Below are 22,239 nucleotides of genomic sequence, written 5' to 3'. Positions count from 1 at the left end.
AACGGGTTGCAGATAGGACCGCCGACGATCTTGTCGGCTCACGAATGGCTCAAACAAATCGAAATTCGCCCTCGCGAGCAAAGCGCCCGCAAAACGCGGACGCTCGCAGCCGGCAGCAACCTGTGTCGATCGTCCGTTACTCTTCCGTCTTGCCCTCGAAATCCAGAAGCTTGCCAACAGGCACGTACTTCTGCCCGTCGAACTGATAGAGCTGCAGTGCCTCAATCGGGAAAATATCGGAGCCGGCTTTGGTGTTCAGCTTGATCCCGTCCAGCAACAGTGGATCGTCCCACTTCTGCATGTTGAAGACGGTGTCGAGGAGCTCAGCCCGGGTCGGCTTCTTCATGTGCTCGAGCGCCTTCACAAGAGCATCGCCGGTCGCGTAGCCGACCTGTCCGATCGTGTTGGCGAAGACGAAGTTGACCTTGGCCGCGGCGATATCGTCCAGATACTGGTCGATACCCGCATCACCGGTTTTTTCCGGGCTAACGATCGGTTTCAGGAAATTCGAGGTGATGATGCCCTTGGCGTTCTCGAGCCCCACCGCCTGCAGGATCGGGTAGGCCGAGGAAAGGTTGGTGACGAGCGTCAGCGGCTTCCAGCCGCTCTCGGCCTGGAAGCGGATTGCTTCACCGCCTTGTTGCGGCGCGGCGATGATCACCAGCGTATCGGCGCCGGAAGCCTTGAGCGCTGTCAGTTGCGTTTCGACGGTCGGATCCTGCGAAGTCACCGGTTGCCGATCGACGACCTTGACGCCTGAGCCGTCGATGGCCTGGTCGAAGGCCTTCATGAAGGTTTCGCCGGTCTCGGTGTTGAGATAGAGGAGCGCGACCTTTGCCTCGGGCTTGTTGTCCTTCAGATAAGTGGCGAACGACGCCGCCTCGGTCGAGAAGGCCGGGACGAACCCTATTTCCTCGTGCGGCGCGTTCAGCTTGTGGACGCCTGAATACATGAAGACATTGGGCACTTTGCGTTGTTCGATATAGCGTCCGATGGCGACATTGTTCGGCGTGGCAGCCGTGCCGACAAGGGCGAAGACTTTGTCCTGCTCCACCATCTCGCGCACATTCGCAAGCGTTCGCTGCGGATCGAGCATGTCGTCCTTGATCACGAGCTCGATCTTGCGGGTCTTGCCGTCGGACATCTTGACGCCGCCCTGGGAATTGGCGGCCTCGATCCGGGCGCGGATGCCTTCTGCGACCGCGCCGACGACGGCGACGGGACCGGTGAGCGGACCGGTGATGCCGATCTTGACGGTGCTGTCGGTGATGCCCGGTGCCTCGTCAGCTTTCGCCGGAGCGACACCGACGGCTAGCGCAAGTATTGCCGCCGTCACAAGCATTCTTGGCATGCGTAAACATGGTCTCATAACTTCCTCCCTAATTGGCTGATTGATCCGGCTTTGCCGTTGGCGTTCGACCGCGCCGTCAAGGCAGCGGCAAGTCTCTCCAGCAGACCGGCAACCCCTCCGCGCGCCAGAAGCATGATGCCGATTAGTGCCAGCGCGTAGATGACGTTGCCGAGTGCGAGATTGATGCTGGACGTCCAGGTCGGGACGAAGGTGATGAACAGCCCGCCGATGAAGGCGCCGACAATGCTTGTCGAGCCGCCTACGATGCTCCCGATCACGATGGTGATGGAAAGTGGGGCGAGAAAGGACTGCGGGCTGATGAAGCCATTGAGGATCGCGAAGACGCCGCCGCCAAGTCCGGCGAGCGCAGAGCTGATGGCGAACGCCCACAGCTTGGCCTTGGTCAGATTGACGCCGAGAGCCTCCGCGATCTGCGGACTGTCCCGTTGCGCCTGGAGCGCGCGGCCGACGTCGCCGAGGAGAACGAGATAGACGATGAATGCCGCGACGCAGGCGCACCCCAGCGACACCAGATAGAGCCAGAGCTCGGAGTAATCGGCCAGGAACGCAGGCGGCTCCAGGGAATCGATCGGCAAGCCGGAGACTCCGCCCGTCCAACTGCCGAGCTTCAACAGAAGCTGCGGAAAGGCCGCCGCGACACCAAACGTGATGATCGCAAGTTGCAGCCCCTGCAGACGCAGGGCCGGCAGTCCGACGACGAGACCGGCCAGCGCGGTAAAAACAGCTGCCGCAGGCAGGGTCGCCAACGGGTGGACGCCATAGGTCGCGTTCAAGATGGCGGTGACGTAGGCGCCGATGCCGAACAGCGTCCCCTGGGCGAGGCAGATCTGCCCGGCAAACCCCATAAGCAGGTTGAGGCCAAGAATGGCGACCGCATAGGAGATGGCGATGCTCACCTGCTGCAACTGGAAGCCTGACAAAGTGGCCGGCAGCAATGCGGCGACTAGCACAAAACCAGCGGTTGCCGCGACCGTGCGCCGAATGTCGTTGCTCATAGCTTGGTGACCTTCTGTGAGCCGAACAGACCGACCGGCTTGACCAGCAGGACGAAAAGGGTGAGCCCGATCGGGACCGCGATGCGCATGTCCGCACCCAGAAAGCCGATGTAGTTGGCGCCAAGGCTCTCGCTGACGCCCACCAGAAGGCCTCCGGCTATCGCGCCGAGCGGACTGTCCCAGCCGCCAACGGTTGCCGCGGCAAGGCCGTAGAATAGGATCGGGGTCATCATGGTCGGGCTCAAAAACAGCCGTGGCGCGACCAGCACCGCCGCGATCATTCCGATCGCCGCGGCGAAACCCCAGCCGAGCATCAGCATGCGCTCGACGTTGATGCCCACCAGAACGCTGCGAACGCGGTCGAAGGCCGCGGCACGCATGGAGAGCCCAAGCCTTGTGAAGGCGAAGAGGGAGGCGATGGCCGCGGCCAGGACAATGAGGATCAGCAAGGTACCGGCCGACGAAGCCAGCACCTGTACCTCACCGAGGCTGAAGCTGCCTTCGGGAAAAAGGCTGGGGAACGGCTTCTGCTCGGCGCCCCAGAGCCACGTCACCATCGCCTGGAAGAGCACAAACATGCCGAGCGTGACGACCACTGTCGCCTCGACTGGTGCTGCCAGGAGCGGGCGGACGAAGACCCGAAACGCCAAGATTCCCAGCACAAAGGAACCGGCCAAGCCGATTGCAATCGAAAGCCACAATGGCAGGCCCCACAGGCATAGCTGCCAGGTGCAGTATGCCGAGAAAGTCGCCATTTCGCCTTGACCGAAATTGACGACGTTGGTGGCGCGAAAGATCAACACCAGTGCAAGGGCAAGAGCCGCATAGATGGCGCCGGTGGCAAGACCGCTGAGGACGATTTGCAGGAAAAGGGTCAAGCCCAGCCTCCCAACTGCAACGCCGAGGCCGTCGACCTGCGCGCCTTCGATCCGAGAGCCTTGGCCAAGGGAACCCTGGCGTTTGAGGACGGGGAAATGGCGGTTACCACCATCAGGAATGGCAGTCCGGCGGTATCGTGAATGTCGATGAAGGAGGCTGCATCGAGGCGGTCGGCCGACGCCCGCCTTGTAAGACGCGAGACCAGCACGAGGGCAATGACCAGCACGGCGTAGACTCCGCCTGGGGCAATGCCGCAAACAATGATCTGGTAAAACGTCGCCACGTTAGTCCCCAAGGTAAGATTTCTGGATATGCTCATCTGCAAGTATCGCGCCGGCTGAGCCGCCGGCCACGATATGCCCGGCCTCGATGACATAGGCGCGGTCGGCGAACTTGAGCGACAGGTCCGCGTTCTGCTCCACGACCAAGAGCGTCAAGCCATCGATGTCGCGGAGTTCCTTGAAGATCGCGAATATTTCGCGCGTGATGACGGGTGCGAGACCCAATGACGGCTCGTCGCATAGCAGCAGTTTTGGCCGCGACATGAGCGCTCGCGCAACCGCGAGCATCTGCTGCTCGCCTCCGCTCAGATTGCCGGCCAGTTGGGAGCGTCGTTCGCGCAATCGCGGAAAGCGATCGTACCACCGCTCCTTGTCCTGTCGGACCTGGCGGGCATCGGAGACGATTGTGGCGCCCAGCGTCAGATTCTCGTCGACCGTGAATTCCGTGAAAGTGCCTCTGCCCTGGGGAATCTGCGCTAAGCCGCGTTGCAGACGCCGTTCCGGCGCCATCTTTTGCAAGTCGCTTCCCCTATAGGCGATTTCGCCGGCCGAGCGGATCGTGCCCGAAAGGGCGCGCAGCAAAGTGGTTTTTCCCGCGCCATTGGCGCCGAGCAGGACGACGAATTCGTTCTGCGCGATTGCGAGCGAGCAGTCAAAAAGCGCCCGTACCTTGCCGTAGGAGGCCGAGAGATTGCGGACGTCGAGCAGTCTCACGTGCTCCTCCCGAGGTAGGCGCCGATGACGGCTTCATTGGTCCTGATTTCTTCGGGGCGTCCTGACGCCAGATTTCGACCCAGGTGGAACACATGGATCCGGTCGCACAGGCTCATGACCAAGCCCATGTGATGCTCGATCAGGAGGATCGAGAGCCTGCGGCTATGCCGGATCGTATTGACGAGGGCGCCGAATTCGGTGACCTCGCCATGGGTCAGTCCGCCGGCCGGCTCATCCAGCAACAGGAGCTTGGGCTCGGCCGCCAGGGCGCGTGCGATCTCCATCCGCTTTTGCAAGGGATAGGGCAGGGAGTCGGCGCGCACGCTCGATAATGCGGCCATTCCCAATTCATCCAGAATTGATTCAGCCTTGCGGCGGACCGTCTTCTCCTCGGCCCACGCACCGAAGGGATTGAGAAGGGCACGCGCGACTTTTCCACCCATCTTGTGGTGTGCGCCGAGCATGACGTTCTCCAGGACGCTCAGCGAGCCGTATACGCCGACATTTTGGAATGTCCGAGCGATCCCGAGACCGATGATGTCGCGCACCGCCGAATTGGAGATTATCCGACCCGACAGCTCTACGGTGCCGCGTTGAAGGCGTGCAAGGCAGGTGATGGCATTCAGGAAGGTGGTCTTGCCCGCGCCATTCGGGCCGATCAAGCCGCAAATCTCGCCATCGCCGACGTCGAGCGAGACATTGTCGAGCGCCTGCACGCCTCCGAAGCTGACCGATACGCCATCCGCCGCGAGCACCGGCAGATAGGCTTTGATATGTTCCTGCACAGCCACGCACTCCTCCCAGGCGTGTCAGCGGAACCGGCGCTTCCGCGTCTGTCCCACTTTAGATACCATATAGTATTTGAAGTCTGAGTCGTATGTCAACCGACTTCGCCGGTGCACCTGCACTAAGGCGAGGCGGGTTCCGGCCAGCTGCCCAGTCGGATTGACAAGGTTAGTGAGATACGCTTTGGTATTTGAAATCTGACCGGTATCCGGAAGGGGCCGGTCATGGAGAACTCAGACCGGGGAGGACGGTGTGACTTCATCCTGCCGCAAGGTGCCGCGAGCGTGTGCCCGCTATCCTGTAGCCAACAACGGTAATGCGACGTGATTGGCGTTGCCCGATCGCCGCAGGAGGCCGTTATGCTGGCGGTCGCCATTTGCGGCCTTTTGTCGTTCGCCTTGAGCGGCCTGATGCGATGGGGGCGCGTCGATCGCCGTTGGTACGATCTCTTGATCCCGCTCGGCTTCTTCCTGTCCTACTGGTTGACCTACAATCGCCTTCCCTCCTTCCCTCCGGTCGGCGCCGTCAACAAGGTGTTCTACCTGGCGGCGGTTGGATCGATCCTGGGCGTGGCGACGGAATGGACAGGCAGCCGCAGGCTCGGACAGTTGCTGTTGGCGGCAATGCCGGTCGCCTCAGCAGCTTACATCGGCGATACGATTGCCCTGGCGCAGCCTCTCGACCTGGTTGTCGCCGCTCTGGCCGGAGCGGCAGCGCTATATGCACTTCATCGGGAAGCTGACTATCCCGATGAGGGATCAGGCCTGCGCCCTGCGATCATGCTCGCGGTTGCCAGCGCAGGCTTTGCTCCCATTGCATTCATGGGGGCTTCATCATCCAGCCTGCAACTGTCTCTTGGCGTCGCCTTTGGCATCGCCGGCATCGTGGTTGGGCACCTGTCCCGGCCGAATTACCGCTTCGGATGGGCATCCTTGCTCGGCGGAGCGGCGGGCATGATGGCTGTGGCGCAGACCGTCGCGCTGATCACCCGCAAGATCGACCTTCTCGCCCTTGCGGTGCTCCTGCTGCTTTTCCTGGTCTCTTCGGCCTGCCGCGTGATCCTCGATCGTCTCGATCAGAAAACCCCTGCACTCGCCACGTTCGTCTTCGCAGGGTTTTGCCTGGTGCCGGCCGTCGCGGCAGTCGCAGTCATGCTGGCCCGGAAGGGGTTCAGCCTTCCGCTGTGAATTCGCTTTTCGTGCATCAACAAAGGAGGATGGAATGAACTACAGACTGAAACTAGCTTTGCTAGCTGCACTCGCAACGGCGCCAATCGGGCCGGCAACCGCACAGCCGATCACGTTCGACATCGATCCGGTTCATTCCGGCATAGTGTTCTTCATCAATCATCTCGGCTTCTCCAACGTCATCGGCGTCGCAAAAGAGTTCTCCGGGGAATTCACCTTCGACAAGGACGCGCCTGAGGCCAGCAAGCTGCAGGCCAAGGTCAAGGTGTCCAGCATCTCCACCAACAATGCCCAGCGCGACAGCGACATCCAGGGCGCCGACTGGTTCAATGCCACCGAGTTTCCGGAGATCACCTTCGTCGGCGCCAAATTCACCAAGTCCAGCGACAAGCAGGGCACCATCACGGGCGATCTCACCATCGCCGGTGTGACCAAGCCGGTGACGCTCGACGTGACCTTCAACGGCCAGGGCAAGAACCCGTGGGACGGCAGTCTTGAGGCCGGCTTCAGCGCGACTGCCAAGTTGAAGCGCAGCGACTTCGGCATGACGGCCAATCTTCCCCTGATCGGGGACGAGGTCACGCTGCGCATCGAAACGGAGGGGCGCGGCCGCAGCTGACGGCGGCTTCGCGTTGTCCTGAGCGCGCCGGACGTCCTCGCGGATGTCCGGCGGTGCTGACTGATAGGCTGCGTGGCAATCGTGCCGCAACATTCGCCCATGTAGCGGCAACGAGAGACCATGGCGCGCCGACGATCGGCGCGCCATGGTCTGGCTCGGCTCTCGGGAGGTGGCTGCGCGCTTAAGCGATCGACGAGCGATCGTCGGCTTCGAGGCCTTGCCACGAGCCACGCTCGTAGAGCCACCTGGCCGTATTCTTGATGCCGCCAAACGGAAAGACATGCAGCTGCGCGATTGCCGACTCCGGCTTTGCCCGCAGATGGTGCTCGATCGGGCCGACGAAGCTCTCCGGCGAGTGACTGGTGGCAAGGGCGGCAAGCGAGGCGCTGCGCTTTTTCAAGAAATTCAGCGAATTGCCGACGCCGCACAAGGCGGCGTATTTTAGCAAGGTCGTGATCTTGGCAGGACCGGCCACGCCAAGATGGATCGGCAGGTCCACCCCGGAAACCGCCAGGCCGTCCGCCCAGGCGATGAACTTGTCCGCGTCGAAGCCAAATTGGGTGACGACACGCATCTTTGCCCCGGTCCGCTCGGCCCAGGCGCTCTTCATCCGGAGCGCTGCAATCGCCGCCTCGTCGCCAAAGTCGCGACTGCCTTCCGGATGGCCGGCTATACCAACCTCGGTGATGCCGTACTTGTCAACGAAACCAGTCTGGAGCACCTCGAAAGAGGAGGAAAATGAACCGGCTGGGGTAGCCACGTCGCCGCCGATGATGAGCAAGTCGCGGACACCCGCTTCCTCAGCCAAAGCCTTCACCCGCGTTTCCAGCGCTTGGCGCGTGGTCAGTCGGCGAGCGGCCATATGGGGAACCGCGGTGTAGCCAAGGTCCGCGACGCGACGCGCTGCCTTGACCAGGGTCGGCGTGTCCGCCAGGCCGATATCGGTGATGTAGACCCGGACCCCCGACGGGAAAAGGCCCGGCAGGTCAGGGGAGTCGATCACCTGGCTTGGCGCCATCTCGATCGAGGCGTCGATAGAGGAGGGGCGGATAGCAGCTTTTTCCATGCGCGTGGCTCCGTTGTTAGGCGAAGACGACGGTCTTGCGTCCATTGAGCAAGACCCGATCCTGAAGGTGGAAGGCGACCGCGCGGGCCAGCACGCGGCGTTCGATGTCCCGACCCTTGCGAACGAGGTCCTCGGGCGTGTCGGCATGGGTCACATGTTCGACGTCCTGGGCGATGATCGGACCCTCGTCCAAGTCTTCGGTGACGTAGTGCGCCGTTGCTCCGATCATCTTCACGCCGCGCTCATGCGCCTGGTGATAGGGCTTGGCGCCCTTGAAACCCGGCAGGAAAGAATGGTGGATGTTGATGCAGCGGCCGGAGAGATAGGCTGAGAAGTCGTCGGATAGGATCTGCATATAGCGGGCCAGCACGATAAGCTCGGCGCCGCTATCTTCGATCACGCGCTTGATCTTCGCCTCCTGGGTGGCCTTGGTCTCATGGCTGATCGGGAAGTGGTGGAAGGGAATGGTGTCGTCGGAGGTTAGGTTGAGACCTTCTCGCGGATGGTTGGAGACGATGGCGACAACCTGCATGGGCAACTCGCCCAGTCGTTGGCGGTAAAGCAGGTCTACCAGGCAGTGGTCGAATTTCGAGACAAGCAGCAGAACCTTGCGGGGCAGGTTCTGGGGCCGCAATGTCCATTGCAGGCCGAAGCGGTTGACCTCCTCGGAAAAACGCCCGGCGAGATCATCGAGGGGCGAAGGCAAATCGAACGCTACCCTCATGAAGAACCGATCCGTCTCGGAGTCGTCGAATTGCTGGGCCGCGGTGATGTTGGCGCCATGTGCTGCCAAACGGCTCGCCACGCCGGCGACGATGCCCGGCCGGTTCTTGCATTGGAGCGTAAGCAGATAGGACTTTTCCATACCCGGTCTCCGGGTTGACGGCCGAGCTGAAGGGCAAGGCGGTTTCTCGCGTCGCAAGGCGACACCGGCAGGAGGTCCCGCCAGTCTGTTGTCGTCGGGTGCGGTTGCCGTGAGGAGAGGGCGGCCGTGATGCCGCCCTCGGTTCAGGCGTGCGGCTTAGGCGTTCTTGCGATAGCTGGTGCGTGCGTGCGCGTCGATCGGCGCCGGGTGGACGGTGGCGCGGATCTTGAACTGCACGTGGTCTTCAACCTGCACCTTGGAGGATGGCTTGGGCTCGCCCCAGACCACCACCAGTTCGGTGCCAGGCTCTGCCACTGCCGCATCCACGACCGCGATCGACATCATCGAACGGTAGTTGGCCGAGTATCCGGTATGAAGCGAACGCCCGGCCAAGCTTCCGTTTGGCGCCTCGACCCGGTCGTAGTGATAGGTCGCGTAGTGGGCGATCGGAAGGTTGATGAACTTCGCTCCGACACCTGGCTGGTACATCGAGGCCCACGCCTTGGCGACGTCGTCGCCGTTCCACTGCAGCGTCACCTTGCGGTTGGCCGTGGTCTGGCCGTCGGCGACCTGGGCCTCGAGGGCCTTGCGGCCGATGAAGTCGTGGTAGAATTTGACGATCTTTCCGTAGCCCACGTCGTAGGGCGAGAAGTAATAGTCCTCGATGTTTTCGGAAAAGAAGCTTCCGCCTAGAGACACATTGGCATCGATCTCGTCCGCGCTAAGCCACTTGCGGAAGCCCGCCGTGCTCTTGCCCGAGTAGAACGCCGGCAACGGGCGCGGAAGCCATCCGGACTCGAGCGAGTTGGTCAGGTAAGCCCGGCCGCCGACCTGAATCATGTTGTGCTTTTTGCCCGCCTCGAGCAGAGCGGCCCGAACGACCTCATGATCGGCCCAGGGCCCGACGAACTCGAAGCCTGGTTCGCCCGCCATGCCGTGGCGAAGCGCGCGGACCATCTTGCCGGCGATCGTGAAGCGGGTGCCGTGGAAGAACTTCACATCCGGCGGCTCGCCGCCGATGAGTTCCCGGATCACGTTGAACGCGCCAGGTCCCTGGATCTCGTAGCGGTAGCACAGCGGATTTCCCTTGCGGGCATAGGACGGATTGTCCCGCACAAGCTCGACGTCGTAACCGCCGGTCTCGGCATGATACTGAAGCCAGTTGATCGTCGGCGGAATGCCCACCGCCTGGAATTCGTCTTCCTCATAGCGGAACAGGATGTTGTCGCCGATGAGCTGGCCCTCGTCGTTGACCGCTACATACTGCTTCGCGGCGTTGACGGGAAAGTATTCAACGCTGTTGATCGCCGTGTCGCGGATGAGCTTCAGCGCATCCTTGCCGCGGATGTTCAGGTCGGCGAGATGGTGCGACTGGTCATAGAGCACGGCGTTGCTGCGCCAAGCGAGCTGTTCGTCGCGCCAGTTGGTGAATTCCGGCGTCACCGGCGTGCTGACGATCGGCGGGCTCTGCGATTCCCAGAGCATGGTTTGGGCGCTTCCAGCGTCAGCGATCTTCTGTTCGAGATTAGCAGCCATTTTCAATCCTCCTGTGCAGCTCCTTTCCGGCTAAGCCCTTGCAGGACATCTAACAACCCAATAGGTTCGATACAGGTGATCGAAATTTTGCATAGAGAGTAGGCGCCATGCTGTCGGAGGAACTTGCCCAGATCGACCTGAGTGCTTTGCAGGCATTGGTCATGGTCAACGACTGCCGGTCCTTTTCAGAGGCGTCGGAGCGCCTCGGCGTCAACCAGTCGACGATCAGCTATTCGATCAAGCGGCTTCGAAAGGCCTTCAACGACCCGATGTTCGTTCGGCAGGGCAACTCGATCCTGTCGACCGACAAATGCCGTCAACTCGCCCAGGAAGCGCGCGATGTCCTCGAGCGCATGCAGGCGTTGTCCTCTCTGCAAGGTTTTGATCCCGCTACGTCCACGGGCAGCGTGACGATCTCCTGTAACCATCACGAGCGTATGTTCCTGATGCCGGCCTTCGTGCGCCAGGTCCAGCAGCAGGCGCCCCAGATCGCGGTCAACATTTTTGAATCCGCCGTGCACGGCAAGCAGCAGCTCAAGGAAAACATTTGCGATATCGTGCTCGGCCCGGTGGCGATTTTCGGCGATATCTACTACCGGCGTAAACTCTTCACCGACCGCTACGCTTGCATCATGGATTCCAGCCATCCGCTTGCGGCCGGCGAACTGACGATGGATCGCTACCGGCAGACGCGGCATATCGCCGTGACCCACAATGGCCAGTGGGAGGCGTTGTACTTCGCGGCGCTTCGGGCAATCGACGTCAGGATTACGCCGAGCGTGATCGTGCCGAGCCACGACAATCTTGAAGCATTGATCCGGGGCACGGAGCTGGTCGCGACCATTCCCTATCGCCTGGCCCGCCGGCTTTCGGACAAGTTGACGTTAAAACCTTTCCCTCTCGAGGTGCTGATCCAGATCGACATGTATTGGACCGAGCGTTCTCACTATTCGGGCCTGCATGCGTGGACGCGCCAGATCCTCGCCGACGTGGCGGCAACGATCTGAGCGGTCCGAAGCCCAGCCGAGGCTGGTGTGGTCTCTGGGATGGTAACCGCCGCGTCAGACAGTGGCGCCGAGCATGATCACGGAGATCGTCGCCGGCTGGTCGCCTGGATTGCGCCATGCGTGACGAGTGCCCTGCTGGACTACGGTGTCGCCGGCATTTAGCTCGACAGTCCTGCCGTCATCGAGTTCCAGGATCAGTCTGCCCTTGACCACCGTGACGTAGTCGACGGTCGGGGTCTGGTGCATGCCAGGGCTGTCCGGCTCCATCCGCTCGGCAATGCCAGGTGACGCCTCGATGAGTTCGGGACCAGCTACCGCGGGGTTCCATTCCGATGACATGTAGACGCTGTCGGGAGGGAAAGTAATGATCCAGAACGATGATCCGCCTGCCGGCATGACCATGGTGCCGGTCGTCTCCATGGGGTCCTTGTTGTCGATGCTCCCCAGCTCTGGCGCCCCCTCGATTTTCCACTGTGGCGACGATACGAAACCTGGCGTGTGGCGCAGGACCATTTCCCCAGGGGAGGGACCGTCACTGACGACCACTGACTTACCGGCGTTGTCCCTGCCAGTGACGATGCGCCGAACCTGCATATCAAACCTCCCAGGTAGATGTTCAAAGTCACAGTGCCGAGATGAGGCAAGCGAGCGCCCAAAAAAGCGGGAATTCCGGTCCCATCTGCTGCCAGCGCCATTTGGCGCCGTTGATCTTCACCACTGCGTAGGCTGCTCCGAGCAGCACGACGATCGCGCAACCGGTTGCTGCTTTCGAATAGACGTTGAAAATCATGCCGAGCGCGGCAAGTACCTCGAGGACGATTGTCAGGACAAGGAATGCCTTGCCAGGCTTCAGACCGGCCTTCTCAAATGTGACCGGCGCCTTATCGAAGTTCCTGACCTTCCCGATCAGATGCGGCAGGAACCAGACTCCACATAGGATCCTCAGGCAGTCCTGAGGCTGCAACTCGAACGGCATTGTACGTCTCCTCCCCAGCAGCGTGACGGCTGCAGTCGTTGTGAGCGGGCCCGGTTTTGGCCGCCAGCCACCCTGCGAAATCGAGCGTAGGCCCGAGGGCAGCAGCGATGGTTGGTACCGGCACCGCAAATCGGGTCTTGCGTCTCCCAATCCAGATACTGTACGGTATCCACAGTCCAATCGGAATGTCAACTCGATCCGGTTGGCGGTATTTGAGGAGGAACATCGTGACAGTGATGATGCGCGCCGCACGGTTGCATGCGGTAAACGAACCAATGCGGATCGAGGAGATCGCCAAGCCTCGAGCGTGCGGAACAGATGTCGTGGTCGAGGTCAAAGCCTGCGGTATGGTCCCGAACCTCGCCAACGTGCTGAACAACTGGGAGAACTGGTATCCTCACCAGCCGCTGCCTCCCAAGCCCGCGACGTTTGGCCTTGACCCCGCCGGCATCGTGCACGAAGTGGGCGAGCAGGTCGTTGCCTTGAAGCCCGGAGACCGTGTCTACGTCAATCCGTTGCGTTCGTGCGGTGCCTGCCACGCCTGCGCCAGCGGCAACCAGATGAAGTGCGACTACTTCACCTTCGCCGGATATTTCGGGTTCAATCGCAACAGCCTGGAAATCTACAAGCGCTATCCCGGCGGCGGCTTCGCTCAATTCATGCGCGCGCCCCAGAGCGCCATCGTCAAGATACCCGACAATATGACGTTTCCGCAGGCTGCCCGCATGGGCTATCTCGGCACGTCCTATTCGGCGCTCAAGAAGCTGGGCAACCTTGCGGGCAAGTCGCTGATCATCAACGGCGCGACCGGGACGCTGGGTGTCGGCGCCACCATGTTCGCGCTCGCCATGGGGATTTCCACCATCTATGCGGTCGCGCGCGGCAAGCCATTGCTGGAAAAGCTGAAGCGCCTCGCGCCGAACCGGATCGAGATTTTTTCCAGCCTGGACGGCAAGGTCGCGGACTGGGTGCGCTCCAAGCACCACTCCGGCGCGGATTTCATGCTCGACAGCCTTGGCGCGGTGGCTGACGTCAACGCCATGAGGGACGCGATGATGGGCGTCAAACGCGGCGGCACCATCGTGAACATCGGCGGTACGGGCGCCGACATGCTGTTCAACACCAAATGGTGGATGGACAATTCGATGGTGCTCACCGGTTCGGCCTGGCTCAGCACCGCGGAGGGCATCGAGATAGCGGAGCTGGTCCGGTCTGGCGCGGTCGACCTGTCCGTGCTGGAAGCCCGCACCTATCCGCTGGACCAGATCAATGAGGCGATCAACGGCGTAGCCTCGGGCGACGGTGGCTTCACCAACTATGTGCTGGAGCCCTGAGCTGCGGTTGGAGAATGCCATGATAATCGACTGCCACGGTCACTACACCACCGAGCCCCCGGCGCATCATGCCTATCGCAAGGCCCAGGTGGCGTTTGCCGAGGGCCAGCGGGACGCAGGTCCGGTCTATCCCGGCATAAGCGACGAGACGCTTCGCGCGACCGTCGAAGACAACCAGCTTCGTCTTCAGCAGGAGCGCGGCTCGGACCTTACAATTTTGTCGCCCCGGGCCTCGGGCATGGGTCATCATGTCGGCAGCGCTGCGCTGAATGCCGAATGGTCCCGTGTCTCCAATGATCTCATTGCGCGCATCGTGGACCTGTTCCCGCTGAACTTTGCCGGTGTCTGCCAGCTGCCGCAGTCGATGAGCGGTGACCTCGCTCCTGTGCTGGCTGAACTCGAGCGCTGTGTGGACGAGCTCGGCTTCGTCGGCTGCAATCTCAACCCCGATCCGTCCGGCGGCTTCTGGTCCGCGCCGCCAATCTATGACCGCTACTGGTATCCGCTCTTCGAGAGGATGGTCGAGCTCCAGGTGCCGGCCATGATCCATGTCTCGGGCGCGTGCTCGGCCTGCCTGCACACGACCGGTGCGCACTACATCAATGCCGACACCACGGTGTTCATGCAGTTGATCCAGGGCGACCTGTTTCGCGCTTTCCCAGACCTCAAGCTAATCATTCCCCACGGCGGCGGCGCGGTTCCCTATCACTGGGGCCGCTATCGCGGGCTGGCAATCATGATGGAAAAGCCGGATCTCGCCACGCACCTGATGCGCAACGTCTATTTCGACACCTGCGTCTACCACCAGGCGGGGATCGACACGCTGTTTCGCGTGATCGGTCCGGACCACCTCCTCTTCGGCTCGGAACTGCTGGGCGCGGTCAAGGCGGTTGACCCGCTGACCGGCTTCAACTTCGACGACACGCGCCGTTACATCGATGCTTTGGGCCTCGACGAAGCCGACCGCGCGGCGGTGTTCGAGGGCAATGCGCGCAAAGTCTACCCGCGGCTGGACGAGAGGCTCAAGCGACAGGGTCGCTAGCGAGGTCCGGCCGGCACGAATCTCTGGAGATATCAATGGCAAAAGTCGTGACAAACACCGAACGTACGCCGATCGAAGTGTGCGACGCACTGGGCGCGCTGGGGGTGGCAACCGTTCACGAGGCCCAGGGACGCAAGGGGCTGCTGGCCTCGCGGCTGCGTCCCATCTATGACGGCGCCAGGATCGGCGGCAATGCGCTTACCTGCGAGGTGGCGCCGGGCGACAACTGGACCATTCATGTTGCATTGGAGCAGGCGCGGCCGGGCGATGTGCTCGTCGTGACTCCGATCTCTCCATGCGAAGACGGATTTTTCGGCGACCTTCTGGCTGAATCGGCGATGGCGCTCGGCATCCGAGGCCTCGTGATCGATGCCGGCGTGCGCGATGTGGCTGCTTTGCGAGCGATGAAGTTCCCGGTCTGGTCGAAGGCGATCTTCGCTCAGGGAACGGTAAAGGAGACGCCGTGCGATTGCCAGGTTCCGATCATTTGCGCCGGTGCCCGCATCTGCCCTGGCGACGTGATCGTCGCCGATGATGATGGCGTCTGCGTGGTGCCCCGTGCCAATGCCGAGTTGGTTGCGAGAACGGCACGAGAGCGGGAGGCGGCCGAGGAAGACAAACGTCGCCTCTACGCTGCAGGCAAGCTCAGCCTAGACGTCAACTCAATGCGCGAACGGCTGCGCTTGAAGGGACTTCTCTACGAATAGGCACCCGACGTCCACGAAGGAGAATCGGTCGGCCTTCCAACGTGGCGTGGCATAGTTCGCGTCAGGACGCTGCAGTCCGCTTGCGCACGGCCTTTCCGTTCTTATGCCTAAAAAGATGAGCCTCGTGCATCGACGTCAGCGCGACCCGCACCATTTCGCCGGGCGCCCTGTCGTCCATAAAACTCGACATGCCGCCATAGACGAGTTCGAGGACGATACCGCCGACATAGAGTGGCCGGGGTTCCGCATCCCCATACGGAAACAGCTTCTCCGACAACAGCCTGCCCAGCCCTTCCCACTGGTCCCTGAACAGGCGCAGGTGCCGATCCTCCAGCGTGTTGTCGCGGCGCGCGATGCGCAGCAGGTCGATGGCCAGCATTCCCCAGCGCTTGTCCTTGGCGCGTTGGTTGGCCCATTCGCAAATGGATTCGATGACATCCTTCGGCTCGTCAACGCTGCGAAGCCTTTCGGTCAGTTCGACCACATCTCCGCCGGCGTTGCGCTCCAGCAGTTGCAGGAAGATGTCTTCCTTGTTCGTGAAATTGGAGTAGAAGGCCCCCTTCGAGAAGCCGGCCTCCTCTGCGATCCGCTCGATCGATGCGCCGGAATAGCCGTCTCGGGCCACCATCTCGCTGGCCGAAGCCAAAAGCTTTTCGCGCGTCAAGGCTTGGCTTTGTTCACGGGTCAGTCGCGCCATCTTTGATCATCCAATGAACGTATCGGGATACCCAGCGTATCTGAGCAAGCAACTTAGGGTCGTCGACCTCCAAGGGCAAGCGAAGGTGAGGGGTCAGTTGCGGGATTGCTTTGGTGCACGGCAGGATGGGTTCAGCCGACAGTGGTGCAAGCGGCGTCCAGGTAAGAAGCATCGAAGGCGTGCAGCGCTTGGCTCCGAAGGGCCTCATCGAGCAAATGCGCGCGGATCATCAGGTCGATCGTCGTGCGCAACGCGTTTGCCGGCACGGCCAGCTTGTCCGGCCACATGCCCATGTCACGCATGTATTCTAGACCACGATTGGCCAGGGTGGCGCTTTCCGGCGTGGTGATGCGTTGGAAGATCGGCAATGTTACGTCCTGCCGTGCCGGTTCATTGGTGATCGCATGGGCCTCAATGAGGGCGTTGATGAAGCGTATGACCACATCTCGATTGGCTTGCAGCCACGATGATCGGCCGATGACCGCGGTGAAGAGGATCTCGGGTATGAACTCATTGACCTCGCCGATCAGCTTGTAGCCTTGGTCCTCGGCCAGGAAGTTCCACGGCGCGGGCTGGGGAGCACAGTCGACTTGCCCGGCCTGCAGCGCCTCCCACCGTTTGGTATGAATACCCGCAAGCACGAATTCGTAGTCGGCGGGGTAGTGCAGTCCTTGGGAAGCCAGCACAATCTGCGTGTAGATCGCAGTACCCTCGGTGAGCGAGGACGTGCCGATCCTCTTTCCTCGAAGGTCCGCCAGGGTGGCGATTTCTGGCCGCGCCACGAGAGACATCGGCAGCCGCACTGCATTGGCCGCAACAATGCGCAGTTCTCCACCGTTCACGAAGTCCGCGACTGCTCCTTCTGGCGGCGTAATCGCAAGGTCGGCCTCACCCTCAAGGACAGCTCCCGTTGCCTTGTCGACGCTGCCGAAGCGCTTGTATTCGATGGCAATGCCGTGCTTGCCGAATAATCCCAACTCGTCTGCAAGGAAGACCGGAAGCCAATTGAACCCCTGCGCTCCGCCCGCGAGGCAAAGCTGGGCAGGCGTGGAAGGATCAGCTGTCGTGTTTTCGGCCATTGGCTCCTCCCGCCGTATTCAGCACTGGGCGTTTAAATACTATAGGTATTGGAATTCCAATCGGTATGTCAATCGGCCACGCTTTTTTCCTCGCAGCCCGGCTGACTGAGCTACCGTGAACAATTGCTCCGCGTGCTCTCGATCGCGAAAAGCGGCCAACAGGGGCTACGGCCTTTGGCACCATACCGCACATGCTATCGTGAATTCGAAGCGGTCCTAAACGGCGCCGCTTCTCTTAAGTCCAGTTCCGGACGCCAGATTCTTGCTGCCGGTCCACGCATCCAAGGCCCTAGCCGAGTGCCCTAGACGAAGACCTGATCGATTTAGCTAAATCATTGAATAAAAGATAAAAATGGTTGGCTGGGGCGCCAGGATTCGAACCTGGGAATGTCGGTACCAAAAACCGATGCCTTACCACTTGGCGACGCCCCAGCAGCCGGGCGGTGCCCGCTGCGCGCGGCCTTATAGGACGAGCCGGTCGAAAGCTCAATGCTTGGACCGCTAACATCCAAAGTAATCTTGCCGCATGTCTGCGCCGGCGGATTGCCGCCGCGTTCGGGCGTAATCTGGAGGGGAGATCGATCCGGCGACCGGAATTGCGGGCTATTCGCCCCACACGGCCAACTCGTTGCCGGCCGGGTCGGTGAAGTGGAACCGCCTGCCGCCTGGGAAGGAAAAGATCGGCCTGATGATGCTGCCTCCGGCATTCTCAACGGCCTCCAGCGTCTCCTCCAGGTTTTCGGAATAGAGCACGGGCAGCGGTCTGGCGGGCGCTTCGCCCGCATCGGCCTGGAAGCCGCCGTCGAGCCCCTCGGCAAAAGCGGAGTAAGTTGGCCCGTAATCGGTGAAAGACCAGGAAAACGCCGCGCTGTAGAAGGATTTGACGCTGTCCAGCGTGCCGCCGGTGGCCGGAAGTTCCAGATAGTCGAGTTTTCCCTCGAGTTTCATCGCGCTACTCCACTTTGTTCTTGTTGTGTTCTATCTCGCGCAACTCACACCGGCAAGTCTTTTTGACGCAGCTTTTGCTTAATCGATTGTAGTCGCGGCGCTTGCTTTGCCGGCGCTTGCCTTTCGCAATGCAGCATCTTATCGCTCGGATCGGAAGGGCGGGGACCGGGGCCTTGGCCCGGGTGTTGTCTATCTTCCAAGGGACCTGGAGGGCATGCATGACCAAGTGGGTTTACACCTTCGGCGACGGTGCCGCTGAAGGCCGAGCCGGTGATCGCAACCTGCTCGGCGGCAAGGGCGCCAACCTTGCCGAGATGTGCAGCCTCGGCCTGCCGGTGCCGCCGGGCTTCACCATCACCACTGAAGTCTGCAATGCCTATTACGCCAACGGCCGCACCTATCCGACATCGCTTGAAGCGGATGTCCTGGCGGCGCTCAACCATATCGGCAGGCTCACCGGCCGCAATTTCGGCGATCCGTCGAAGCTGCTTCTGGTCTCGGTGCGCTCCGGCGCCCGCGCTTCGATGCCAGGCATGATGGATACTGTGCTCAATCTCGGCCTCAACGACGAGACGGTGGAGGCGCTTGCCGCCGATTCCGGCGATGCCCGCTTTGCCTATGACAGTTACCGCCGCTTCATCCAGATGTATTCCGACGTCGTCATGGGCCTCGATCACGAGGTTTTCGAGGAAATTCTCGAGGACCAGAAGGCGAGCCTCGGCCATGAGCTCGACACCGAACTGACGGCCATCGAATGGCAGGGTGTGATCGCGCTCTACAAGGCCAAGGTCGAGGAGGAGCTCGGCAAGCCGTTCCCGCAGGACCCGCGCGAGCAGCTTTGGGGCGCCATCGGCGCCGTGTTTTCGAGCTGGATGAACAACCGCGCCATCACCTACCGTCGCCTGCACGACATCCCGGAAAGCTGGGGCACGGCGGTCAACGTCCAGGCCATGGTGTTCGGCAATATGGGCGACACCTCCGCCACCGGCGTTGCCTTCACCCGCAATCCCTCGACCGGCGAAAAGCAGCTCTATGGCGAATTCCTGGTCAATGCGCAGGGCGAGGACGTGGTGGCCGGCATCCGCACGCCGCAGAACATCACCGAGGCCGCGCGCATCGCTGCGGGCTCCGACAAGCCCTCGCTGCAGAAACTGATGCCGGAAGCCTTCCAGGCCTTCGTCGATATTTCCGACCGGCTGGAGAAGCATTACCGCGACATGCAGGACCTCGAATTCACCATCGAGCGCGGCAAATTGTGGATGCTGCAGACCCGCTCCGGCAAGCGCACCGCCAAGGCGGCGCTCAGGATTGCCGTCGAGATGGCCAAAGACGGGCTGATCACGAAAGAGGAGGCGGTCGCCCGCATCGATCCGGCCTCGCTCGACCAGCTCCTGCATCCGACCATCGATCCCAAGGCGGCGCGCGACGTCATCGGCGTCGGCCTGCCGGCCTCGCCGGGTGCGGCCACCGGCGAGATCGTCTTCTCCTCCGGTGAGGCCGAGGATGCCAAGGCGCAAGGCCGCAAGGTCATTCTCGTGCGCGTCGAGACCAGCCCGGAGGACATCCACGGCATGCATGCCGCCGAAGGCATCCTCACCACGCGCGGCGGCATGACCAGTCATGCCGCCGTGGTGGCGCGCGGCATGGGCAAGCCCTGCGTCTCGGGCGCCGGCTCGCTGCGAGTCGACTACAAGGCCGGCACGCTGATCTCGATGGGCCAGACCTTCCGCAAGGGTGACATCATCACCATCGACGGCGGCAACGGCCAGGTGCTGAAGGGCGCCGTCGCCATGCTGCAGCCGGAGCTGTCCGGTGACTTCGCCGCCATCATGGAATGGGCCGATGCCGCGCGCCACATGAAGGTGCGCACCAATGCCGAGACGCCGCTCGACGCGCGCATGGCGCGCTCCTTCGGCGCCGAAGGCATTGGCCTTTGCCGCACCGAGCACATGTTCTTCGAAGGTGACCGCATTATCGCCATGCGCGAGATGATCCTGGCCGACACCGAGAAGGACAGGCGCTCGGCGCTCGACAAGCTTCTGCCGATGCAGCGTTCGGATTTCCTCGAGCTGTTCGAGATCATGGCGGGCTTGCCGGTGACGATCCGCCTGCTGGACCCGCCGTTGCACGAATTCCTGCCCAAGACCGACGCCGAGCTCGCCGAGGTCGCGACCGCCATGAATGTGCCGGCGGACAAGCTCAGGCAGCGTACCGAGGCGCTGCATGAGTTCAATCCGATGCTCGGGCATCGCGGCTGCCGTCTGGCGGTCTCCTATCCCGAGATCGCCGAGATGCAGGCACGCGCCATTTTCGAGGCGGCGGTTCAGGCCGGCCACAAGGCCGGCGCGCTGGTGGTGCCCGAAATCATGGTGCCGCTGGTCGGCCTCGTGAAGGAGCTGCAATACGTCAAGGCGCGCATCGATGCCGTCGCGCAAAGCGTCATGCAGGAGACCGGCACCAAGATCGACTATCTTACCGGCACCATGATCGAGCTGCCGCGCGCAGCCATCCGCGCCCATGTCATTGCCGAAGCGGCCGAGTTCTTCTCCTTCGGCACCAACGATCTGACCCAGACGACTTTCGGCATCTCGCGCGACGATGCGGCCTCCTTCCTTGAAACCTACCGGCAGAAAGGTATCATCGAACAGGATCCGTTCGTTTCGCTGGACATCGACGGTGTCGGCGAACTGGTGCGGATTGCGGCGGAAAAGGGCAAGGGAACACGACCCGACATCAAGCTCGGCATTTGCGGCGAGCATGGCGGCGACCCGGCCTCGATCCGCTTCTGCGAAGAGGTCGGCCTCGACTATGTGTCATGCTCGCCTTACCGTGTACCGATTGCCCGGCTGGCTGCGGCCCAGGCGGCCGTGGAGGCCGCGAAGGGAAGAGCAAAGCGCGCCTGAACGGCGCGCTCCATCTTACGATTTCGTATGGAAACTCACGCGAACGTGCGCGCGCTGGTTCTCAATCTCGACATCGTCCCTGGGCAGTTTCTGGTTCCGAATTACTCGGGGCGTGAAACAGATGTTGCAGATTTCCCCCACCTCTTTCCGATCGATCCTGATCATGCAGACCAAGTTCATAGGCGACATCGTGCTTGCCTCTGCCTTGGCGAAGAACCTTCAACTCGAATATCCAGGTGTGAAGGTCGTGTTCCTGTGCGATGCCAGGTTTGCTGGATTTCTAACAGCGCATGGCATCGCAGCGGAGGTCGTTTCGTTTAGCCGTGCCGGCATGCGCGGCACGCCGCTCCAGCGCGGGCGCGAGCTTGTCCGGGTTGTGCGAACTTTGCGGCGGCACCGCTTCGACATGGTCATCGACATCACCGATTCCAAGACTTCGCGGCTGGTGTCCGGATTGGTCCGTGCCCCGATTCGTGTCGGCCACTATCCGACGGAGCGACCTCTGCGCTGGCTTGAGCGCCAGCCTGCCAATGTCAGGATGAAGCCGTACGGATTCGGCGAAAAACATTATCTCTTCCGCTATTTGTCGCCGCTCGAGGTGCTCGGCGTCGACCTGCGCGTCAGGGCACCGGCTATCCGCCCGCTGCCCTTCGAAACGACGCAAGCGCTCGCCTTGCTGAGCAAACATCATTTGCGGCCAAATGCCTTCGTGGCGGTGCATGCGGGGGCGAGCTTCATCGGGCGTCGCTGGCAGCCGGAGCGCTTTGCGGCCGCGATCGAACGGATATCGTCCGAAACTGGCCTGGACGCTGTGCTGATCGGCGGCCCTGATGAGCACGAGGCGGCGGACAAGATCATGGCGGCAGCGAAAACGCCGGTCGTCAATCTGGTCGGCACGCTCTCGCTCGAAACGTTGCTGGCGCTGCTCAAGGAGGCCAGGTTATTCCTCGGCAATGAGAGCGGCCCGATGCATATGGCGGCCGCAGCCGGCACTCCGGTCGTCGGTCTGTTCGGCCGGACCAATCCGGTTCGATGGGGCCCGGTCGGCGTCCCCAGCATCTCGTTGCGCCCCTCCATGCCCTGCGATTGCGTCGGCGGGGACCTGTGCCGTCGGACCGATTCGAGCAAGGCATGCTGTGTCTGGCGCCTTGAAGTGGATTCCGTGGTCGAGGCGGTGCGCGAACTTTTGGCGCGTACCGACGTGGCGCTTGAGCAGGCGGTCTAGCTCAAGTCTGCTAAAGGCGTG

Annotated in this window: 22 protein-coding genes and 1 tRNA gene; 8 read left to right on the top strand and 15 right to left on the bottom strand. The window is 61.9% G+C overall.

Translation table 11 applies throughout. From position 1 onward, the window contains the following. Window positions 1–136: 136 nt before the first annotated feature. Genes EJ078_RS06950 through EJ078_RS06925 form a run of 6 tightly spaced genes read right to left on the bottom strand, consistent with a single transcriptional unit; the run spans window position 137 to window position 5,032 of the window. Window positions 137–1,351, bottom strand: a complete 1,215-nt coding sequence (locus EJ078_RS06950; protein ID WP_245457028.1) for an ABC transporter substrate-binding protein — start codon at window positions 1,349–1,351, stop codon at window positions 137–139. A 14-nt stretch (window positions 1,352–1,365) separates the two neighbouring features. Beyond that, window positions 1,366–2,367, bottom strand: coding sequence for a branched-chain amino acid ABC transporter permease (locus EJ078_RS06945; RefSeq protein ID WP_095823784.1), 1,002 nt, complete (start codon window positions 2,365–2,367; stop codon window positions 1,366–1,368). Next, window positions 2,364–3,245, bottom strand: a complete 882-nt coding sequence (locus tag EJ078_RS06940; RefSeq protein ID WP_067327882.1) for a branched-chain amino acid ABC transporter permease — start codon at window positions 3,243–3,245, stop codon at window positions 2,364–2,366. The genes EJ078_RS06945 and EJ078_RS06940 overlap by 4 nt, the downstream gene beginning before the upstream one ends. Beyond that, the gene (locus tag EJ078_RS06935) at window positions 3,242–3,529 is read right to left on the bottom strand and encodes a hypothetical protein (RefSeq protein WP_067327883.1); all 288 of its coding nucleotides are present in this window, start codon (window positions 3,527–3,529) and stop codon (window positions 3,242–3,244) included. The genes EJ078_RS06940 and EJ078_RS06935 overlap by 4 nt, the downstream gene beginning before the upstream one ends. Window position 3,530: 1 nt before the next feature. Further along, complete coding sequence (locus tag EJ078_RS06930; protein ID WP_095823782.1) at window positions 3,531–4,241, bottom strand: ABC transporter ATP-binding protein; 711 nt, start codon at window positions 4,239–4,241, stop codon at window positions 3,531–3,533. Then, window positions 4,238–5,032 carry an ABC transporter ATP-binding protein gene (locus EJ078_RS06925; RefSeq protein WP_245322293.1) on the bottom strand — a complete coding sequence of 265 codons (795 nt, stop codon included), beginning with the start codon at window positions 5,030–5,032 and terminating at the stop codon, window positions 4,238–4,240. The genes EJ078_RS06930 and EJ078_RS06925 overlap by 4 nt, the downstream gene beginning before the upstream one ends. A 354-nt stretch (window positions 5,033–5,386) precedes the next feature. Between EJ078_RS06925 and EJ078_RS06920 the strand changes: the two genes are divergently transcribed. Together EJ078_RS06920 and EJ078_RS06915 are read left to right on the top strand one after the other, a co-directional pair. Continuing rightward, window positions 5,387–6,214, top strand: coding sequence for a hypothetical protein (locus tag EJ078_RS06920; RefSeq protein WP_127215281.1), 828 nt, complete (start codon window positions 5,387–5,389; stop codon window positions 6,212–6,214). 34 nt (window positions 6,215–6,248) lie between these two features. After that, on the top strand, window positions 6,249–6,833 hold the full coding sequence (locus EJ078_RS06915) for a YceI family protein (RefSeq protein ID WP_067327886.1): 585 nt from the start codon (window positions 6,249–6,251) through the stop codon (window positions 6,831–6,833). Window positions 6,834–7,014: 181 nt separating this feature from the next. Here EJ078_RS06915 and EJ078_RS06910 read toward each other — a convergent pair whose 3' ends face one another. From EJ078_RS06910 to EJ078_RS06900, 3 genes are all read right to left on the bottom strand, one after another. Then, window positions 7,015–7,899, bottom strand: coding sequence for a methylenetetrahydrofolate reductase (locus EJ078_RS06910; protein ID WP_067327887.1), 885 nt, complete (start codon window positions 7,897–7,899; stop codon window positions 7,015–7,017). A gap of 16 nt (window positions 7,900–7,915) precedes the next feature. Then, window positions 7,916–8,764 carry a formyltetrahydrofolate deformylase gene (purU, locus tag EJ078_RS06905; RefSeq protein WP_067327888.1) on the bottom strand — a complete coding sequence of 283 codons (849 nt, stop codon included), beginning with the start codon at window positions 8,762–8,764 and terminating at the stop codon, window positions 7,916–7,918. 156 nt (window positions 8,765–8,920) lie between these two features. After that, entirely contained in the window at window positions 8,921–10,300 is a 1,380-nt protein-coding gene (locus EJ078_RS06900) for an aminomethyltransferase family protein (RefSeq protein WP_208721171.1), read from the bottom strand. Between the two features lie 107 nt (window positions 10,301–10,407). On the opposite strand from EJ078_RS06900, the gene EJ078_RS06895 reads away from it, so the two are divergent. Further along, window positions 10,408–11,307, top strand: coding sequence for a LysR family transcriptional regulator (locus EJ078_RS06895; RefSeq protein ID WP_095823777.1), 900 nt, complete (start codon window positions 10,408–10,410; stop codon window positions 11,305–11,307). 54 nt (window positions 11,308–11,361) lie between these two features. On the opposite strand, the gene EJ078_RS06890 is transcribed toward EJ078_RS06895, so the two are convergent. Together EJ078_RS06890 and EJ078_RS06885 are read right to left on the bottom strand one after the other, a co-directional pair. After that, complete coding sequence (locus EJ078_RS06890; RefSeq protein WP_066997890.1) at window positions 11,362–11,901, bottom strand: cupin domain-containing protein; 540 nt, start codon at window positions 11,899–11,901, stop codon at window positions 11,362–11,364. Between the two features lie 28 nt (window positions 11,902–11,929). Next, window positions 11,930–12,283 (bottom strand): DoxX family membrane protein, encoded by a 354-nt coding sequence (locus EJ078_RS06885; protein WP_066997887.1) that lies wholly within the window; start codon window positions 12,281–12,283, stop codon window positions 11,930–11,932. Window positions 12,284–12,519: 236 nt separating this feature from the next. Here EJ078_RS06885 and EJ078_RS06880 point away from each other — a divergent pair, with 236 nt between their 5' ends. Genes EJ078_RS06880 through EJ078_RS06870 form a run of 3 tightly spaced genes read left to right on the top strand, consistent with a single transcriptional unit; the run spans window position 12,520 to window position 15,366 of the window. Beyond that, on the top strand, window positions 12,520–13,617 hold the full coding sequence (locus tag EJ078_RS06880) for an alcohol dehydrogenase catalytic domain-containing protein (protein ID WP_164750435.1): 1,098 nt from the start codon (window positions 12,520–12,522) through the stop codon (window positions 13,615–13,617). Window positions 13,618–13,636: 19 nt separating this feature from the next. Then, window positions 13,637–14,659 (top strand): amidohydrolase family protein, encoded by a 1,023-nt coding sequence (locus EJ078_RS06875; protein ID WP_127215283.1) that lies wholly within the window; start codon window positions 13,637–13,639, stop codon window positions 14,657–14,659. 35 nt (window positions 14,660–14,694) lie between these two features. Further along, window positions 14,695–15,366, top strand: coding sequence for a 4-carboxy-4-hydroxy-2-oxoadipate aldolase/oxaloacetate decarboxylase (locus tag EJ078_RS06870; RefSeq protein WP_095800267.1), 672 nt, complete (start codon window positions 14,695–14,697; stop codon window positions 15,364–15,366). A gap of 61 nt (window positions 15,367–15,427) precedes the next feature. Here the strand turns inward: EJ078_RS06870 and EJ078_RS06865 are convergent, their stop codons facing one another. The 4 genes from EJ078_RS06865 to EJ078_RS06850 form a co-directional block, all read right to left on the bottom strand. Then, entirely contained in the window at window positions 15,428–16,063 is a 636-nt protein-coding gene (locus EJ078_RS06865) for a TetR/AcrR family transcriptional regulator (RefSeq protein WP_127216925.1), read from the bottom strand. Window positions 16,064–16,194: 131 nt separating this feature from the next. Then, window positions 16,195–17,142 (bottom strand): ABC transporter substrate-binding protein, encoded by a 948-nt coding sequence (locus EJ078_RS06860; RefSeq protein ID WP_127216924.1) that lies wholly within the window; start codon window positions 17,140–17,142, stop codon window positions 16,195–16,197. A gap of 357 nt (window positions 17,143–17,499) precedes the next feature. Beyond that, a tRNA-Gln gene (locus EJ078_RS06855) sits at window positions 17,500–17,574 on the bottom strand. A gap of 171 nt (window positions 17,575–17,745) precedes the next feature. Continuing rightward, window positions 17,746–18,090 (bottom strand): VOC family protein, encoded by a 345-nt coding sequence (locus tag EJ078_RS06850; protein WP_127216923.1) that lies wholly within the window; start codon window positions 18,088–18,090, stop codon window positions 17,746–17,748. A 218-nt stretch (window positions 18,091–18,308) separates the two neighbouring features. On the opposite strand from EJ078_RS06850, the gene ppdK reads away from it, so the two are divergent. Together ppdK and EJ078_RS06840 are read left to right on the top strand one after the other, a co-directional pair. Then, the gene (gene ppdK / locus EJ078_RS06845) at window positions 18,309–20,993 is read left to right on the top strand and encodes a pyruvate, phosphate dikinase (protein ID WP_127216922.1); all 2,685 of its coding nucleotides are present in this window, start codon (window positions 18,309–18,311) and stop codon (window positions 20,991–20,993) included. Further along, entirely contained in the window at window positions 20,929–22,218 is a 1,290-nt protein-coding gene (locus tag EJ078_RS06840; RefSeq protein ID WP_245459142.1) for a glycosyltransferase family 9 protein, read from the top strand. Before ppdK ends, EJ078_RS06840 begins: the two co-directional genes overlap by 65 nt. Window positions 22,219–22,239 lie beyond the last annotated feature (21 nt).

Origin of the sequence: Mesorhizobium sp. M1A.F.Ca.IN.022.06.1.1, assembly GCF_003952605.1 — a bacterium.
Taxonomy (GTDB): domain Bacteria; phylum Pseudomonadota; class Alphaproteobacteria; order Rhizobiales; family Rhizobiaceae; genus Mesorhizobium.
The sequence above is the reverse complement of the archived record's forward strand: the minus strand, read 5'-3'. Positions and strand labels throughout refer to the sequence as shown.

What these genes read in the sequence shown, in the direction of transcription:
- EJ078_RS06890 (WP_066997890.1), bottom strand. Translation starts at nt 11,901, where the DNA reads ATGCAGGTTCGGCGCATCGTCACTGGCAGGGACAACGCCGGTAAGTCA.
- EJ078_RS06870 (WP_095800267.1), top strand. Translation starts at nt 14,695, where the DNA reads ATGGCAAAAGTCGTGACAAACACCGAACGTACGCCGATCGAAGTGTGC.
- EJ078_RS06850 (WP_127216923.1), bottom strand. Translation starts at nt 18,090, where the DNA reads ATGAAACTCGAGGGAAAACTCGACTATCTGGAACTTCCGGCCACCGGC.
- EJ078_RS06945 (WP_095823784.1), bottom strand. Translation starts at nt 2,367, where the DNA reads ATGAGCAACGACATTCGGCGCACGGTCGCGGCAACCGCTGGTTTTGTG.
- EJ078_RS06875 (WP_127215283.1), top strand. Translation starts at nt 13,637, where the DNA reads ATGATAATCGACTGCCACGGTCACTACACCACCGAGCCCCCGGCGCAT.
- EJ078_RS06880 (WP_164750435.1), top strand. Translation starts at nt 12,520, where the DNA reads ATGATGCGCGCCGCACGGTTGCATGCGGTAAACGAACCAATGCGGATC.
- EJ078_RS06865 (WP_127216925.1), bottom strand. Translation starts at nt 16,063, where the DNA reads ATGGCGCGACTGACCCGTGAACAAAGCCAAGCCTTGACGCGCGAAAAG.
- ppdK (WP_127216922.1), top strand. Translation starts at nt 18,309, where the DNA reads ATGACCAAGTGGGTTTACACCTTCGGCGACGGTGCCGCTGAAGGCCGA.
- EJ078_RS06915 (WP_067327886.1), top strand. Translation starts at nt 6,249, where the DNA reads ATGAACTACAGACTGAAACTAGCTTTGCTAGCTGCACTCGCAACGGCG.
- EJ078_RS06950 (WP_245457028.1), bottom strand. Translation starts at nt 1,351, where the DNA reads ATGCCAAGAATGCTTGTGACGGCGGCAATACTTGCGCTAGCCGTCGGT.
- EJ078_RS06885 (WP_066997887.1), bottom strand. Translation starts at nt 12,283, where the DNA reads ATGCCGTTCGAGTTGCAGCCTCAGGACTGCCTGAGGATCCTATGTGGA.
- EJ078_RS06895 (WP_095823777.1), top strand. Translation starts at nt 10,408, where the DNA reads ATGCTGTCGGAGGAACTTGCCCAGATCGACCTGAGTGCTTTGCAGGCA.
- EJ078_RS06920 (WP_127215281.1), top strand. Translation starts at nt 5,387, where the DNA reads ATGCTGGCGGTCGCCATTTGCGGCCTTTTGTCGTTCGCCTTGAGCGGC.
- EJ078_RS06900 (WP_208721171.1), bottom strand. Translation starts at nt 10,300, where the DNA reads ATGGCTGCTAATCTCGAACAGAAGATCGCTGACGCTGGAAGCGCCCAA.
- EJ078_RS06860 (WP_127216924.1), bottom strand. Translation starts at nt 17,142, where the DNA reads ATGGCCGAAAACACGACAGCTGATCCTTCCACGCCTGCCCAGCTTTGC.
- purU (WP_067327888.1), bottom strand. Translation starts at nt 8,764, where the DNA reads ATGGAAAAGTCCTATCTGCTTACGCTCCAATGCAAGAACCGGCCGGGC.
- EJ078_RS06910 (WP_067327887.1), bottom strand. Translation starts at nt 7,899, where the DNA reads ATGGAAAAAGCTGCTATCCGCCCCTCCTCTATCGACGCCTCGATCGAG.